This window comes from Nocardia thailandica NBRC 100428 (assembly GCF_000308795.1).
Taxonomy (GTDB): domain Bacteria; phylum Actinomycetota; class Actinomycetes; order Mycobacteriales; family Mycobacteriaceae; genus Nocardia; species Nocardia thailandica.
In genome coordinates this window covers 30195-45123 of record NZ_BAGK01000124.1, presented here as the reverse complement: position 1 = coordinate 45123, position 14929 = coordinate 30195, and the positions used below count along the sequence as shown (strand labels likewise).

Sequence of the window (14929 nt, the reverse complement as noted above, 5' to 3'; positions counted from 1 at the left end):
GGAGCACTTCCTGGCGCCGTGACGGCGGGCAGGTGTTCGGCCAGCCAGGACTCGATGTCCGCGCGCGCGGCCGCGGCCAGGGGCGTGGGATGCGCGGTGAACCCGTGAGGCGCCTCCGGATACACGCGCAGATCGACGTCGACCCCCGCACCCGACAGCCGCCCGGCCATGGCGAGGTTGTCCTGGAGCAGGATGTCGGCCTCGCCGACGACCATGAGGACCGGTGGCAGACCGGCCGGGGTGGCGAAGAGGGGCGAGAAGTCGGGATTCGTACGGTCGGTCAGCGTGCCCGCGTAGGCGTCGAGGAAGTACTCGTCGGCGATCAGCCGCCCGGGCGGGGTCAGGCCGCTCAGGTCGTAGGTGCCGAATTGCAGGACGGCGCCGGCGAATACGTGTGGGCCACGATCGCGCAGGCGCAGCAGCGTGGTCGTCGCCAGGGTCGCGCCCGCGGAGAACCCGCCGATCAGCAGCGTCGTCGTGCCGAAGCGGGCCGCGCTGTGCGCGGCCAGCCACAGCGCGGCGGTCTCGCAGTCGTCGGGCGCGGCGGGCCAGGGATGTTCGGGCGCGAGCCGGTAGTCCACGCTCGCCACGACCACGCCGAGGGCGTCCGCGAGCTGCCGGTTGCGCCGATCGCTCGCCGCGGCCGAACCCAGGTAGAACCCGCCCCCGTGCAGCTCGAGGAACACCCCGCGCGCCGGGCCCTCGACCGGCACGTGCCATCGGACCGCGACGCCGTGCCCGCCGACGGTGAGGGTCTCGGTCACCGGGGGCGGATCGACCGGTGCGGGCACCGGGGTCGCGGCCCGGGCCGCGACGAGTTCGGTAGGGCCGTCGGGACCGCGGCCCGGCACGCGATCGCGATAGAACGCGCGCGACTCCTCGGCCAGGGGCCACAGCCGTGGATCGATCAGCTCGGCCACTCCCAGTCGCATGGTCCCACCGTACGGAAGCGGCGAACGGGCCTGCGGCGGTGGGTCGATCGCGGATCGCCCGCACGACGTGGTGCCCGGTCCCCGGCGCGGGGCATGACGCCGTTTCGGGGGCGCGCAGCCGGGCCTTCCGGGCGCGGGACCGACAGCGAAACCCCTCGGTCGGAACGCGGGACGACCGGCCCCACGGGCGGCGACCTGTGGCCCTGCCCCGGCCGAGTACGCACGACCATGCTCGAGACATGTCGTTCGATCCGCCCCGTCCCGTCGCGCCGCCACCGACCGCATTCACGGAGGTGACGCTCGCGCACCCGGCCGTTCCGGACCCCACCGATCCGGGCCACCACCACCCCGTCGTGGTAGCGCATCGCGAGTACCGCCACTCCGACCTGCAACTGCGCCTGGCCGACACCATCACCCGCTTCGCCGGCTCCATGTGGTTCGTCTACCTGCACGCGATCGGCTTCGCGGTCTGGATGATGCTGGCCGAGGCGAGTCCGTGGCCGACGCTGACGCTGGTGGTCTCGCTGGAGGCGATCTTCCTCTCGACGTTCGTCATGATCGGCCAGAACCGCCAGGCCACGTTCCAGCAGATGAAGGCCGACCACGACTTCCTCGAACAGGAACTGGAACTGAAGACCAACACCGAGCTGACCCGGGCGATCCACACGATGCTGTCGGAGCTGCAGCGGCGGCTGGACGACACGGCACCGCAGATGGGCTCAGGGCCTGCCGCCCTGGGCGGGATGGGCGAACCTGGCCCATTCCCGATCCCAGCCGACGCTGCGACGGCCACCGACCGACCACTCCGCCAGTGACACCGCGCACCAGCACAGCAGCGCGACGGCCGTGAAACAGACCACCGCGGCACCGATTCCGTTGACCACCGCGGCCACGGGCTCCCGGGGCGCGGAGGTCTGCGCGCCCGTGGCGTCGATCCAGATCGTCACCGTGTCACCCGCGCTGGTCGTCCGCGACACCGTCGCCGTGGTGATCGTGGTCGCCGAACCCGGGTGGCCGCGCACCGGCGCGCGGTAGCCGCCGTCGGCGTCCCGGCGCGGGGCGTCGAGGACGAGCACCTGCTCCGTGGTCCGCTCGGCGCGTTCGGCGCGGATGTGCGCCGCGTCGTCGGCGTAGGTGATCGAGCCGACCGCCCCGGCCAGTGGTACCGCGGCCAGGGTCGCCAGCACCGCGACCAGCCGCACCAGGGTCAGCAGCCGGTCACCGATCCGCACCAGGGGGTTGCGGCTCCACGGCGCGCAGCGCCACCGGCGAGCCAACCCACGAACGACGTCGTCGAACCGGAAAGTCGTCGATGCCATGGCGATCACCTCACGCGGTCAGGTCTCGGCTACGGAATCCCAGGACGCCCGCGACGACGCAGGCGGCGGCCACCGCGCTGACGAGCGCGGCGCCGACGAGGTCGAAACGTTCGAGCGGGACCGCGGCCAGATGCCGGAAGGGCGAGGCGGTCACCGACCATGCGGGCAGGTCGAAGGCGTCGGCGAACATCGCGACCACCGCCACGTAGGCGAACGCGCTCCACGCCACCACCGCGGCCCGACGAGGGGTCAGCCCGACCGCACCGACCGCGACGGCGACGATCGCCCAGACCGCCGGCAGCGTCGCCGCGGCCACGCCGAGCAGCCGCGGGATCTGGTCGGCCTCGCGCATCGTCACCGCCGCGGCCAGTCCGAGACCGAGGCCGCCCGCGCCGGTGGTGATCGTCGCGGCCGACAACGCGGTCGCGGCCTGGCCGAGGAACCAGCGTCCACGCCCGACCGGCGCGCACAGCACCGGATCCGCACGCCCCGAGGATTCCTCGCTGCGTGCCCGCACAGCGCTCGCCACGCCCGCGGCCGCGCCGAGCAGCGCCACGATCGACATCGTCAGCGCCAGATAGCTGTTCACCGCCTGCTCGATTCCCGCCGCGAAGTAGGCGCGCAGTTCGGGATAGTCCGCGAGGAACTGCTCGATGCTGTCGGCGAACGCGCCGTAGGCGATGCCGAGCACGAACGCGCCCGCGCACCAGGCGAGCACGGATCCGCGTTGCAGCCGCCAGGCCAGTGCCCACGGCGATCGCAGCCGCGGGGAGGCCGTCGCCCGGCCGCGGCGGGGACGGATCAGCCCGGCCCCGAGATCGCGCCGATCCAGCAGTGCGAAGGCCGCCGCGACGGCGACGATCGTGGCGACGGCGTACAGCGCGAGCGGCCACCAGCGGTTGTCGACGAACGGATACATGCGCTGCCCCCAGCCGATCGGGGACGACCAGGCGGCGGCCGCGGGCCCGGTGTCGCCGACCGCGCGCAGCAGGTAGGCCACCGCCACCAGCGCGGTCACGCAGCCGTAGACCCCGCGCGGGCTCTCGAAGATCTGGGCCGCCACCGCGGTCGCCGCCGCGAAGACTGTCCCGACGGCCGCCAGTGCGGCGGCCAGGGCGAGCGCCCCGCCGGCCGGGAGGCCCGTGCCGACGGCAGCGAGGAACACCACGACGAGGACACCGAGGTCGGCGAACGCGGCGAGGGCGAGCGCGGCGGACAGCGGTGCGCGGCGCCCCACCCGCGCGGCGCGCACCAGGTCGGCGCGGCCGCTCTCCTCGTCGGATCGGCTGTTGCGGCACACCAGGAACATGTTCATCAGGGCGACGACGACAGCCAGGTAGGCGAAGACCTCGAAGACGATCTCGCCGCCGAGGGTCTCGAGCAGCCGCTCGGGTCCTCCCATGAACACCATGGCCGCGTTCGCGCTCATGGTCGCGCGCAACCGGGCCAGCGCGCCCGGGTCGTCGTAGAGCCGTGCGCTGCTGACGGATTGCACCGCGAGCAGCGCCGCGACGCCGCCCAGCCACCACGGCAGGATCCACCGCTCGCGCCACAGCGCGAAGCGCGTCAGCTCCGCGACTCCCGCCGACGACCCGCCGGCCCGGGTCACGGTGGTCATGTCGCCACCGGCGCGGGCGCCGCGGGCCGGTCGGTGTAGTGGCTCAGGAAGACGTCTTCGAGGGTCGGCCTGCCGACGGTCAGATCGAGGACGCCCAGCGTGGCGAGGGCGCGCAGGAGGTCGTCGAGGAAGCGGGCTTCGGTGTCGAACCGTGCCCGGTGCCCGTCGGCGACGAGGTTTCGCACACCGGCGACGTCGGCCAGGGCGGCGGGATCCCCGGCGGTCTCGACCGTGACGGTGACCGCGCTCAGGTGCCGCAGCCGTGCCAGGCTCCCGCTCTCGACGGTGCGGCCGCGCCGCACGATACTGACGCGGTCGCAGAGCGCCTCGACCTCGGCCAGGATGTGGCTCGACAGCAGCACGGTCCGGCCCCGGTCGACGAGTTCCCGCACGCAGGTGCGGAATTCGATCTCCTTCAGCGGGTCGAGACCGACGGTCGGTTCGTCGAAGAGGAACAGTTCGGCCTCCGAGGCGAGCGCGGCGACCAGGGCCACCTTCTGCCGGTTGCCCTTGCTGTAGGCGCGGCCCTTCACCGTGGGATCGAGGTCGAACCGCTCGAGGAGCTCGTCGCGCCGGCGGGGGTCGAGGCCGCCGCGCAGCCGCCCCAGCAGGTCGATCGTCTCGCCGCCGGTGATCCCGGGCCACAGGGTGACCTCGCCGGGTACGTAGGCCAGGCGCGCGTGCAGGGCGACGGCGTCACGCCACGGGTCGGCGCCGAGCAGTTCGACCGTGCCCGCGTCGGCGCGGATCATGCCGAGCAGCACCCGGATGGTGGTGGTCTTGCCCGCTCCGTTGGGGCCGAGGAAGCCGTGGATCTCCCCGCGGCGCACCTGCAGGTCGAGCCCGTCCAGCGCGACGGTGTGGCCGAACGCTTTGGTGAGCCCGGCGACCGAGATGGCGACATCGCTTGTCATGGTGTGATCGTTTCTCCGGGAACCCGATCGTGGGCAGTGCCGAAAGTCCCGGCGGGGTCAGCGATGGTCCTCGCCGGACCGGAGCCGTGCTTCCGGCGCGCCGATCCGGCGAGGCGGACGACGAACACCCCGGTGACCGCGGCCATCGAGGCGGCCATCAGTACACCGCCGAACACCCCGATCGCGAGGACGAGCGCGGCGTCCTGCCCCGGATGCCACAGCGGGGTGGTGATCGCGGCGAAGACGCCGAGTCCGACGGCCCACCCGGCGATCGTCGCCGGGATCCACCGCCACGCGCCGTCCACCGCGTGGCGCAGCACGGTCCACTGAGCGATCCCCATCGCCAGCAGCAACGCGACCGCGCCCGCACCGAACAGCGTGCCGGTCAGCACCGGCCCGAGAGAATCGGCGCGCGCGCCGACGACGGGGGCGGCCGAACCGATCGCCCAGGCCGTCACGCCGCCCGCGACCGTCGCCAGTGTCCAGCGGCGACCGGACAGTCCGGTCAGCACCGTCCGCAGCACCCTGGCCTGGGCGGCGCCGAGCACCGCCGCCTCACCCGCGCCCGCCGCGAGCAGCGCGCAGAAGGCCACCGGGCCGGGGGCGTCGCGTACCGCGACGGCGGTGACGGCGGGGAGTGAGAAGCCGATCATCTCGCCCACCGTGACGGTGGTGGTCCAGCGCGACCAGAGCGCGCCCGCAGGAGTGGTCACGGCCGGAATCGCTCGGTCGCGGCGCCGGATTCGGCGTCGAGGAGCAGTTCGCGCACGGCGCGGCGCGGCGTCGGCGGGACCTCGTCGGCACTGGTCGGTGCCCAGCCGACCCGGACGAAGGCCTGCGGGTAGCTGCCGTCGCCGAGCAGCCTGCGGCGGATGAGGTCGCGCTGGCCCGCCACCTCGAGGGGTTCGGTCAGCAGACAGGTGGCGAGCCCGATGTTGGTGGCGGTGAGCAGGACACTGCTGACGGCCTCGCCCGCGCGCAGCCGCGCGAGCCGGTCGTCGGCCCAGGTGCCGGTGAGCAGGACCTCGGCGTGGTCGGGTTCGGTGGCGGTGTCGGGGAGTTCGGCGCCGGCGAAGTGCCGCACGGGGAAGAGGTCCCCGGCCGTCGCCTCGGGCACGTTGCGCGCGGGTACACCGTCGGCGCTGCCGTGCCTGCCCGACCACACCGCCAGCTCGTGGGCGTAGGGCGCGTCGGCGGCGTGGGCGAGGGCCGCCGCGCGCATCGCGGTGCCCAGCTGACCGCGCGCGTGATCGTCGATGTGGTGCACGACCGCGCCGAGGGCGGCGGCGCGCTCGGTGAACAGGCTCAGGTACCCGGGCGGGATGGGCCAGGAGGTGTAACGGCGCCGGTCGGTGTGGCGGCGGGTGATCGCGGCGCTGAGTTCGATGTCGCGGTCGGTGGGACGGTGCCGCACCAGATTCAGGGCCGCCAGGTGATCGGGCCGGTCGGGATCGGGGAGGCGGTGGATCACCGGCGACCAGCCGAGCGCGGTGAGCGCGACGGTCAGATGGTGCAGGGCCGCACCGCAACTGAGCAGGATGTCGCGCTGGTCGGGGTCGGTGGCGGGCAGGGTCCGATCGGGGTCGAGGTACAGGTGCAGGCCGTGATCGGTCACCCGCCAGCGCCACGGCTGGATGTTGTGCACCGACGGTGCGCGGCCGGCCAGGGTCAGGGCCGCGCGTACGGTCTCGTCGTCGGGAAGTCCGCGATACATGGTCCCTGCTCTCTGTCGTGGTGTCGCCGGTGCGGCGGTGGGGTCTGCCGGCACGTCGTCGTGCGGTCTCCTCACCCGGGCGACGACGCTGTCGCCTGACGGAAGTTCGGCGCGAGGGGCATGTCTTCATGGTCGGCGCGTCGGCGCGGAACGGGGAGATGCGAAGGTACCCGTCGCCGCGGGCGAAGGTCCGCTGGCGACAGGACCTTCGCCCGTGACCGCGGCCCGCACCCCACGACGACACTGGAGCCGAGGCTCGCACCCGGCGGCCAGAGACGGAGGCAGTGATGGCTCCCCGGACCAGTGACCACCCGCACCTGAGCGCGGACGCCCGGATCGTCGTCGGCACCGACGGCTCCGACGGCGCGGCCGCCGCCGTGCGCTGGGCCGCGCGAACCGCCGCCGACCGCGGTCGGCGGTTGCACATCGTGTCGTGCTCGGACTTCCTCGACGCGACCCCACCGCCGGATGTCGGTGCCACGCTCGCCTATACGACCATGCAGGACCTGCGGCTCGACGCCGAACGCGCGCTCACCGTGGCCCGCGAGATCGCGGTCGACACCGTGCCGGACATCGAACCGGTGACCGAGGTGCGCACCGGCGGCGCCGCGGCCGTGCTGGTCGACCTGTCGCGCACCGCCCATCTCCTCGTATTGGGTACCACCGAATCCGCGGGCAGGGCCGCGCATCTCGGCTCCACGCTGCTGGCGGTCACCGCCCATGCCCGCGGCGGTGTCGTCGTGGTCCGCGGCGCGGCCGGACGTACCGGCGGGCCGGTGGTGGTCGGCGTGGACGGCAGCCCCGTGGGCGAACCCGCCGTGGCCGCCGCGTTCGCCGAGGCGGCCCAGCGCGAGGCGGAACTCGTCGCGGTGCACGCGTGGAGCGATCTGTCGGCCGGGCAGTTCGCCGGAACCGGCTACCTCGAGCTGCCCGTCGCCGATTTCGAGACCGGCGAAGCCGCCCTGCTGTCCGAACGGCTCGCCGGATGGAGCGAGAAGTACCCGGAGGTGCGGGTTCGCCGCGAGGTGGTCCTGTGCGGCCCGCGGGAGCGCCTGGGCGAGTGGTCGCGCACCGCGCAGCTGGTCGTGGTCGGCAGCCGGGGCCGCGGCGGTTTCCGTGGTCTGCTGTTCGGCTCGACCGGCAACTGGCTGATCCAGCACGCCGGGTGCCCGGTGCTGATCGCCCACCCGGAGTGACGGCCATCCGCGCGCCGGGACCGGGCGACGACGCGCGGTCGTCCTCAGCGGCCCCGCCGGGATGACGAGGGAGAATGCGACCATGAGCGACCACCCGATTCCCGACCGGCACACGGTGCGGGCCGCGGTCCGGCTCGGCTGCCGCGCGCCCTCGGTGCACAACACCCAGCCCTGGCACTGGGATCTGGACGGCGCCACCCTGACGCTGCGCGCCGACCCCGAGCGCAGGCTGGCCGCCGCCGACCCGAACGGGCGCCAGGCCGTGATCAGCTGCGGAGCGGTCCTGCACCACGTGCGGACCGCCTTCGCGGCCCACCGCTGGCACACCGACGTCACCCGGCTGCCCGACCCCGAGCGCCCGGAGTTGCTGGCGGCGATCACCTTCCGGCCGTGGCCCGCTCCCCCGGTGGCGGTGCTGCGTCGCGCCGAGGCCATCGATCGCCGCTACACCGACCGCCTGCCGATGCGGGAACCCGCCGGCTGGGCCTCGATCCGGCTTGCGGTCGAGGACCTGGTCGCCGCCCACGATCTGACGCTCGACATTCTCGACGCCGACGCGCGGGGCAGGCTGGTGACCGCCTCGGAACAGTCCGACGCGCTGCGCCGCTACGATCCGCAGTACCAGCGCGAGATCAGCTGGTGGAGCGGGCATTCCGACACCCCCGAAGGGGTGCCGCCGGAGGCGCTCGCCTCGCCGTCGGAACAGGCCAGGGTCGGGGTGGCCCGCACCTTCGCCGAGGTCGGTCCCTCGGCCCGGCGGACCGGACTCGACGATCACGCGCGGCTCGCGGTGCTCACCGCGACCGGCGACACGACGGCGGAGTGGTTGCACGCCGGCGAGGCGCTGTCGTCGGTGCTGCTGGAATGCACCGCGAGCGGCCTGGTCAGCTGTGCGCTGACCCATCTGACCGAGCATCCGGCCGGACGGCGGCTGCTGGCCGCGCTGACCGGGCACCCGGGGATTCCCCAGGCGCTGGTCCGTATCGGTTCCGCCCCCGACGAGCCCCTGCCGCCACCGACGCCCCGGCGCCCGCTGGTCGACGTGCTGAGTTTCGCCTGAGGCGCCGACGCGGTCAGCGCCGGTCGCGCACCACGATCACCGGGATGTCGGCGCTGTGCAGCACGGCGTTGCTGGTCGAACCGAGCAGCATGCCCGCGAACCCACCGCGGCCGTGGCTGCCGACGACGATCAGCTGCGCGTTACCGGATTCCTCGAGCAGCGCCCGCACCGGCCGGTTCGCGACGACCACCCGGCGCACCGGCACGTCCGGGTACTGCTCGGCGTAGCCGGCCAGGTTCTCGGCGAGGTCGGCCTCGGCCGACTCCCGGCCGATCTCCCACCCGTAGGCGGGCAGATCGCTGGAGTCGCTGAACGCGTGGACCGCGATCAGGCCGACCTTGCGGCGCGAGGCCTCCTCGAAGGCCAGCGCCACCGCGGGCGCGCTGTTCTCGGTCCCGTCGACACCGACCAGCACGGGGCGGGTGATCGACACCGGGTCGAGCGCCGCGATGTCGTGGACGATCGCGACCGGGCAGCGCGCGTGCCGGGCCGCCGCCGAACTGACCGACCCGAGCAGCCCACGCTGGAAGGCGCCGAGCCCACGGCTGCCGAGCACGAGCATCTCGGCGCCGGCCGACCGCTCGATCACCAGGGGCGCCGCCAGCTCGAAGCTCACCTCGGTGGTGATCGGCAGGTCCCGGTCGGGTACCGCCGTACGAGCCACCCGCGCGGCCTCGCCGACCACGCGTTCGGCGTCGGTGCGCAGCCACTCCAGGTCGGCCTCGGCCAGCGAGACGCCGGGGCCGGAGCCGGTCTGGATGGCGCCGGAGGTGAGGATGTGCAGTCGGCGTCCGTGCAGCGCGGCCTCGGCCGCGGCCCAGGCCGCCGCCTGGTAGGAGCTCGCCGATCCGTCGACGGCGGCCAGGATCGGTCGCGGTCCGGGGGCGGGGTGTGCGGTGGCGTTGCCGGACATGGTCGGGTCCCTTCCGTCCTCGCGCGGCGGCGCCGCGATGGTCTCCTTCGAGCATGGCCGCCGCCCCGGCGGTTACCCAGGGTCCGAGGTCATCCACCCGATGGGTCCATCGGCCCCCTCTCCCGGTCCGCGCGGTAGGCCGCGATCGCGGTCGGCAAGGTCGGATACAGCCGGTCCGCGCCGATCCGTTCGGTGAGGCCGGAGGCGTCCAGGTCGTCCCGCAGGTCGTTCTTGACCCGCGCCATGGCGAAGACGATGCCCCGGGCCGCCAGCTCGGCGCGGACCTGTTCGACCGCGTCGAGCGCGGTCAGGTCGACCTCGACATTGGCTTCGGCGTTGAGTACGAACCAGCGCACCGGCTCCCCGCCGTGGTCGGCCGACCAGCGCACCGCGTCGAGCGCGCGGCGCCGGAAGTCCTCCGCGTTGGCGAAGCACAGCGGCGCGTCGTAGCGGTAGATCACCAGTCCGGGAACGGGTTTCGCCGCGGGATAGTCGTCCACGTCGTGCATGCCCGCGAGCCCGGGCACGAAGCCGAGCACCGCGTCGTGGGCGCGGGCGACCCGGCGCAGCAGGTCGAGCACCGAGAGCGCGACCGCGGCGAGCACACCGTAGAGGACGCCGAATCCCAGCACGGCCGCCACCGTCGCGACCGCGAGGACCAGCTCGCTGCGCCGGAACCGCGCGATCCGCCGGAACTCGGCGACATCGATGAGACGCAGGGCCGCGTAGACGACCAGGGCGCCGAGAGCCGCGAGCGGGAAGTCGGCCAGCACGCCGCTCGCCCCGAACAGCACGATCAGGACGGTGACCAGGGTGACCAGCGCGTAGAGCTGGGTGCGCGCGCCCATCAGGTCGGCGATCCCGGTGCGGCTGCCGCTGCAGCTGACCGGGAAGCCGTGGGTGAGCGCCGACGCGACGTTGGTGGCGCCGAGCGCGGCCAGCTCGGTGTTGGTCTCGACGTGGGCGCCGTGGCGGGCCGCGAAGGCGCGGCCGGTCAGCGCGTTGTCGGAGAAGCCGACCAGGGCGATCCCCACCGCGGGCAGCAGCAGCGCCACGACGTCGGCGGCGGGCGCGGTCGGGACGGCGGGCACCGGCAGGCCCGCGGGCACCTCGCCGACCACCGCTATCCCGTAGCCCTGCAGCGACAGGACGGTGACCGCGGCCGTGGCGGCGAGGACCGCCAGCAGGGGCCCCGGCGCCCGCGGCGCCCACCGGGCCAGCGCGAGCAGCACCCCGAGCACCGAGGCCGCGAGCACCGCGGTGGCCGGATGCCAGGAGCCCAGGTTCGCGAGGAAGGACCGCAGCTGTTCCGGCACGGAATCGCCCTCGACCGGGACGCCGGTGACGCGGCCGAGCTGCCCGATGATCATCAGCCCGGCCGTGCCCGCCAGATAGCCGACCAGCACCGGACGCGACAGCAGATCGGCGAGCACCCCCAGCCGGGCGAGCGCGCCGAGCAGACAGAGCCCGCCGACGAGCAGGGCGAGCATCGCGGCGAGGGCGGCGTAGCGGTCCGGGTCTCCGGCGGCGAGCGGGCCGAGGGCGACCGCGGTCAGCAGGGCGGTGGTCGATTCGGGACCGACCGAGAGCTGCCGGGAGGTGGCCAGCAGCGCGTAGACCGCCAGCGGCGCCAGGCACGCCCACAGCCCGGTCACCGGCGGCAGGCCGGCCACGGTCGCGTATGCCATGACCTGGGGCACGAGGTAGGCGGCGACCGTCACCCCCGCGACCACGTCCGACCGCAGCCAGGCCCGCTGATAGCCCTCGAATTGCCGGAGCCCCGGCAGCACGCGCACCGTCACCGTCCCAGGATGGACCGCCCGTGCCCGATCCGGGGACAGCCGAACGTCCCCGGATCGTGTCGCGGGTCCCTGCCATCGGGGACCAAAGGCACTGATCCGCCGCCCGGTGGGCGGACCAGGCTGGGAGCAGGGTGTCACCAGGCGCATCACCCCGGATCGCCTGCCCGATCGGAAGGCAGTCCATCATGCGAGCACTCGTCGTCTACGAATCACTGTTCGGCAACACCGAGGCGGTCGCGCGGGCGGTCGCGGAGGGTCTGCGGGACCGCTTCGAGGTGGAGCTGTGCCCGGTGGCCACGGCCGCGGGCAGGCCGGCGCCCGACGTCGATCTGCTGGTCGTCGGCGGACCCACCCACGCCTTCGGGCTCAGCAGACCCTCGACCCGCCGTGACGGGGCCACCCGGGCGCGGATCGCCGAGGGCGCAGACCTCGATCTCGGTGTCCGCGAGTGGCTCGACGCCGCCCTGCCGGTCGCCGGATCGCCCCTCGCGGCGGCGTTCGGGACCAAGGCCGCCCATCCACGCCTGCTGCCCGGATCGGCGGCGCACGGGATCGCCAAGCGCCAGCGCCACCTCGGCTATCGGCCGGCCTGCCCGCCGCAGGACTTCACGGTGGAGGACGTCGAGGGGCCGCTCACCGCGGGCGAGCTCGCCCGCGCGGTCTCCTGGGGGGAGTCGCTCGGCGCCGCTCCCGCGCCACGCGGGATCATGCAGCGGGGCACCGGATCGAGCGGAGGGCGGTCATGACCACCGTTTTCCTGGTCGACGACCACGAGATCGTGCGCCGGGGCATCGCCGATCTGCTCGCGGGCGAGCCCGATCTGGAGGTGATCGGCGACGCGGACTCGTGCGCGCACGCCCTGGCCCGCATCCCGGCGCTGCGCCCGGACGTCGCGGTACTCGACGTCCGGCTCCCCGACGGCAACGGCATCGAGCTGTGCCGCGACCTGCTCTCGGCCGATTCCGGCCTGAAGTGCCTGATCCTGACCTCGTTCACCGACGAGCAGGCCATGCTCGACGCCATCCTCGCCGGCGCGAGCGGCTACGTCGTCAAGGACATCCGCAGCCTGGAGCTCGTCCAGGCCGTCCGCGAGGTGGGTCAGGGCAAGTCCCTGCTGGACAATCGCGCCGCCGCCGCGCTCATGGCCAAACTGCGGTCCGAGGCCGCCGAGCAGACCGGTCCCCTCGCCGGCCTGACCGAGCAGGAACGCACCCTGCTCGCCCTGCTCGGCGAGGGGCTCACCAATCGCCAGATCGCGGCCCGGATGTTCCTTGCGGAGAAGACGATCAAGAACTACGTCTCGCGGCTGCTGACCAAACTCGGTGTGGAACGGCGGACGCAGGCCGCTGTCCTGGCCGCCGAACTGGGCAGGCCGCCACGCCGCTGACCCGCGCCGCGAAAGGCCCGGTCCCTCGTCGACCGGGCCTTTCGCGCGTCACCCGTCGTGCACGTCGTGCACGTCGGCCATCACGCGCACCGCGCGCAGCGACTGCCAATAGGTGGCGGGCAGCGCCTGGGCGCAGCAGGCGGCGCGGTCGATCTCGCGCTGCAGCAGCAGGCCGTAGGTGAACGTCGACTCGCCCGCGCTCTCGGCTTCCCTGGTCAGCTGGATCAGATGGTGCTTGGCGACCGCGGCGTCCTGGTGCTCGCCGAGCAGGTCCTGCAGCGCGCGCAGGCCGTCCACCGCGGCGGTGCTGCGCGTGGGGGCGAGGTCGTGCACCGATTCGAGATAGAAGCGGGTCCGCCGCACCGCCTTGCGCAGCGCGTGCGTGGCGGCGTCGATCCCGTCCTCGTCGCGCCCCGTCTGCACCGCGCGCATCCGCCTGCGCACCCGTTCGAGCAGCTCGCCCAGCACCCGGGCCTGGTCGACACCGTCGAGTCCCGGAACGACACCGGCCCGGAGCAGCCCCTCCTCAGCGGTGAGGTCTTCGAGCATCGTGTGGTAGCGGGGCGCGGCGAGCAGCTCGGTCGCCGCCGCCCAGGCCGGCTGGACGCGGGCGGCGAAGTAGGTGTCGAGCCGTTCGCGGACCGGCCCGCGCAGGTACCGGGGGCGGAGCCCGTCCACCGCCGCGTGCAACCGCGCGGACTGTTCCCGCAGCTCGGCCGCGGCTCCCAGGCTGATGCCGAACCAGCGCAGTTCCTCGATGAGCCTGCGCACCTCCGACTGCTTGCGGACCACGGGCCGGTGCGCGCTCAGGGCGCTGCGCGCCCGGCGGGCGGCGACCACCGGCTCGTGGACGGTGGCGGGGTCCGCGAGGTCGGCCGTGATCGGCGCGGCCAGCAGGACCGCGCGCTGGGCATCCAGATAGTCCGCCAGCAGCAGGTGGCTCGGTGGCGGCGTCGCGACGGTGAGCCGGTCGGCGGTGTCGGTGTCTGCGCTCATCAGGGCCTCCTCGAACGATGTCTGTGCCCTTCACCCTGCTCCGGGTCGGCGGCGCCGACCAGGGCCATCGGGCTGCGCGTGCAGCGCCGAACGGCGCACCCGGCAGCGACTTCCGGCCCATCCCATCGGGGCACTGCGGCACTGCCGGCGGCCGGGCCGTCCGGCGCACAGTGGGACAAAGCCCAGGAGAAAGGCCAGACCATGTCCGAACACACGCACACCGAGGCACCGGTCGTCGTCGGGGTCGACGGCTCCGAGCAGGCGGCCACCGCGCTGCGCTGGGCGGCGGAGTACGCCGCCGAACACCAGGCACCGCTGGAGCTGGTGTTCGTCGTCGACATCCCCATCGACTACAGCCCCGCGCTGTCGCAGCCGTACTGGGACCATGACGCGCTGATCCGCGACGGCCGCGCCATCCTCGCCGACGCGGCCTCCGACGCCGCGACCCTCACAGCGACCACCGTGCACACCACGCTCGCCGAGGGCCCGGCGGTTCCGGTGCTGCGCAGGCACAGCGACGGCGCCCGGCTGCTCGTGGTCGGCTCGCGCGGCATGGGCGCCTTCCGCCGCACCCTGCTCGGCTCGGTCAGCACCTCCCTGGCCCGCCACGCCGGATGCCCGGTCGCGATCGTCCCCGAACATCCCTACGCCGCCGACGGACCGGTGGTCGTCGGAGTGGACGGGTCGGCCTGCAGCGCCGAGGCCGTCGCCGTCGCCTTCGACGAGGCCGCCCGGCGCGCGGCGCCGCTCGTCGCGGTTCACGCCTGGTCGGAGTTCTACCGGTACGAACCGCGCAGCACGATGCAGACCGAGGCCGACACACTGCTCTCGGAGAACCTCGCCGGCTACGGCGAGAAGTACCCCGAGGTGGACGTCCGCCGGATCGCGATCGAGGACAAGCCGGCCCGCGCCCTGCTCGACGCGGGGATCGGGGCGAGGCTGATCGTGGTCGGCAGCCACGGACGCGGCGGCTTCACCGGGATGGCGTTGGGCTCGGTGTCCCAGGCGGTGTTGCACGGCGCCGAATGCCCGCTGATCATCGTCCGGCCGCGCACGCGGGACTGATCACCCCGGTGCC

At 74.0% G+C, this 14929-nt stretch carries 15 protein-coding genes; 6 read left to right on the top strand and 9 right to left on the bottom strand.

Going from position 1 to position 14929, the window contains the following annotated elements; all coding sequences use genetic code 11:
* The coding region (locus tag ON36_RS13230; protein ID WP_043652075.1) for an alpha/beta hydrolase at window positions 1-932 on the bottom strand (932 nt) is incomplete at its 3' end.
* A gap of 239 nt (window positions 933-1171) precedes the next feature.
* Between ON36_RS13230 and ON36_RS13225 the strand changes: the two genes are divergently transcribed.
* Complete coding sequence (locus ON36_RS13225; protein ID WP_083885107.1) at window positions 1172-1747, top strand: DUF1003 domain-containing protein; 576 nt, start codon at window positions 1172-1174, stop codon at window positions 1745-1747.
* On the opposite strand, the gene ON36_RS13220 is transcribed toward ON36_RS13225, so the two are convergent.
* From ON36_RS13220 to ON36_RS13200, 5 genes are read right to left on the bottom strand one after another with little or no spacing between them, the layout of a single operon-like run.
* Window positions 1652-2251 (bottom strand): Rv1733c family protein, encoded by a 600-nt coding sequence (locus tag ON36_RS13220; RefSeq protein WP_157224865.1) that lies wholly within the window; start codon window positions 2249-2251, stop codon window positions 1652-1654. The genes ON36_RS13225 and ON36_RS13220 overlap by 96 nt on opposite strands.
* A gap of 10 nt (window positions 2252-2261) precedes the next feature.
* Entirely contained in the window at window positions 2262-3869 is a 1608-nt protein-coding gene (locus tag ON36_RS13215) for an ABC transporter permease (protein WP_043652034.1), read from the bottom strand.
* On the bottom strand, window positions 3866-4783 hold the full coding sequence (locus ON36_RS13210) for an ABC transporter ATP-binding protein (RefSeq protein ID WP_043652031.1): 918 nt from the start codon (window positions 4781-4783) through the stop codon (window positions 3866-3868). Before ON36_RS13210 ends, ON36_RS13215 begins: the two co-directional genes overlap by 4 nt.
* Window positions 4780-5496 (bottom strand): hypothetical protein, encoded by a 717-nt coding sequence (locus tag ON36_RS13205; protein ID WP_052313940.1) that lies wholly within the window; start codon window positions 5494-5496, stop codon window positions 4780-4782. Before ON36_RS13205 ends, ON36_RS13210 begins: the two co-directional genes overlap by 4 nt.
* Window positions 5493-6497 (bottom strand): Acg family FMN-binding oxidoreductase, encoded by a 1005-nt coding sequence (locus tag ON36_RS13200; protein ID WP_043652030.1) that lies wholly within the window; start codon window positions 6495-6497, stop codon window positions 5493-5495. The genes ON36_RS13205 and ON36_RS13200 overlap by 4 nt, the downstream gene beginning before the upstream one ends.
* Before the next feature lie 287 nt (window positions 6498-6784).
* Between ON36_RS13200 and ON36_RS13195 the strand changes: the two genes are divergently transcribed.
* Together ON36_RS13195 and ON36_RS13190 are read left to right on the top strand one after the other, a co-directional pair.
* Window positions 6785-7693, top strand: coding sequence for a universal stress protein (locus tag ON36_RS13195; RefSeq protein ID WP_052313939.1), 909 nt, complete (start codon window positions 6785-6787; stop codon window positions 7691-7693).
* Window positions 7694-7775: 82 nt separating this feature from the next.
* A complete protein-coding gene (locus ON36_RS13190) occupies window positions 7776-8753 on the top strand; it encodes an Acg family FMN-binding oxidoreductase (RefSeq protein WP_245558068.1) in 978 nt (325 codons plus the stop codon).
* A 13-nt stretch (window positions 8754-8766) separates the two neighbouring features.
* Here ON36_RS13190 and ON36_RS13185 read toward each other — a convergent pair whose 3' ends face one another.
* Both ON36_RS13185 and ON36_RS13180 read right to left on the bottom strand, forming a co-directional pair.
* A complete protein-coding gene (locus ON36_RS13185; RefSeq protein ID WP_052313938.1) occupies window positions 8767-9666 on the bottom strand; it encodes a universal stress protein in 900 nt (299 codons plus the stop codon).
* A gap of 89 nt (window positions 9667-9755) precedes the next feature.
* The gene (locus ON36_RS13180; protein ID WP_043652064.1) at window positions 9756-11462 is read right to left on the bottom strand and encodes a SulP family inorganic anion transporter; all 1707 of its coding nucleotides are present in this window, start codon (window positions 11460-11462) and stop codon (window positions 9756-9758) included.
* Window positions 11463-11653: 191 nt separating this feature from the next.
* Here ON36_RS13180 and ON36_RS13175 point away from each other — a divergent pair, with 191 nt between their 5' ends.
* The gene (locus tag ON36_RS13175) at window positions 11654-12214 is read left to right on the top strand and encodes a flavodoxin family protein (RefSeq protein ID WP_052313937.1); all 561 of its coding nucleotides are present in this window, start codon (window positions 11654-11656) and stop codon (window positions 12212-12214) included.
* Window positions 12211-12855, top strand: coding sequence for a response regulator (locus tag ON36_RS13170; protein ID WP_043652026.1), 645 nt, complete (start codon window positions 12211-12213; stop codon window positions 12853-12855). The genes ON36_RS13175 and ON36_RS13170 overlap by 4 nt, the downstream gene beginning before the upstream one ends.
* Before the next feature lie 48 nt (window positions 12856-12903).
* Here the strand turns inward: ON36_RS13170 and ON36_RS13165 are convergent, their stop codons facing one another.
* Window positions 12904-13851: a CHAD domain-containing protein gene (locus ON36_RS13165; protein WP_043652025.1), complete on the bottom strand. Its 948-nt coding sequence runs from the start codon at window positions 13849-13851 to the stop codon at window positions 12904-12906.
* A 201-nt stretch (window positions 13852-14052) separates the two neighbouring features.
* On the opposite strand from ON36_RS13165, the gene ON36_RS13160 reads away from it, so the two are divergent.
* On the top strand, window positions 14053-14916 hold the full coding sequence (locus tag ON36_RS13160; protein WP_043652023.1) for a universal stress protein: 864 nt from the start codon (window positions 14053-14055) through the stop codon (window positions 14914-14916).
* Window positions 14917-14929: the final 13 nt, after the last annotated feature.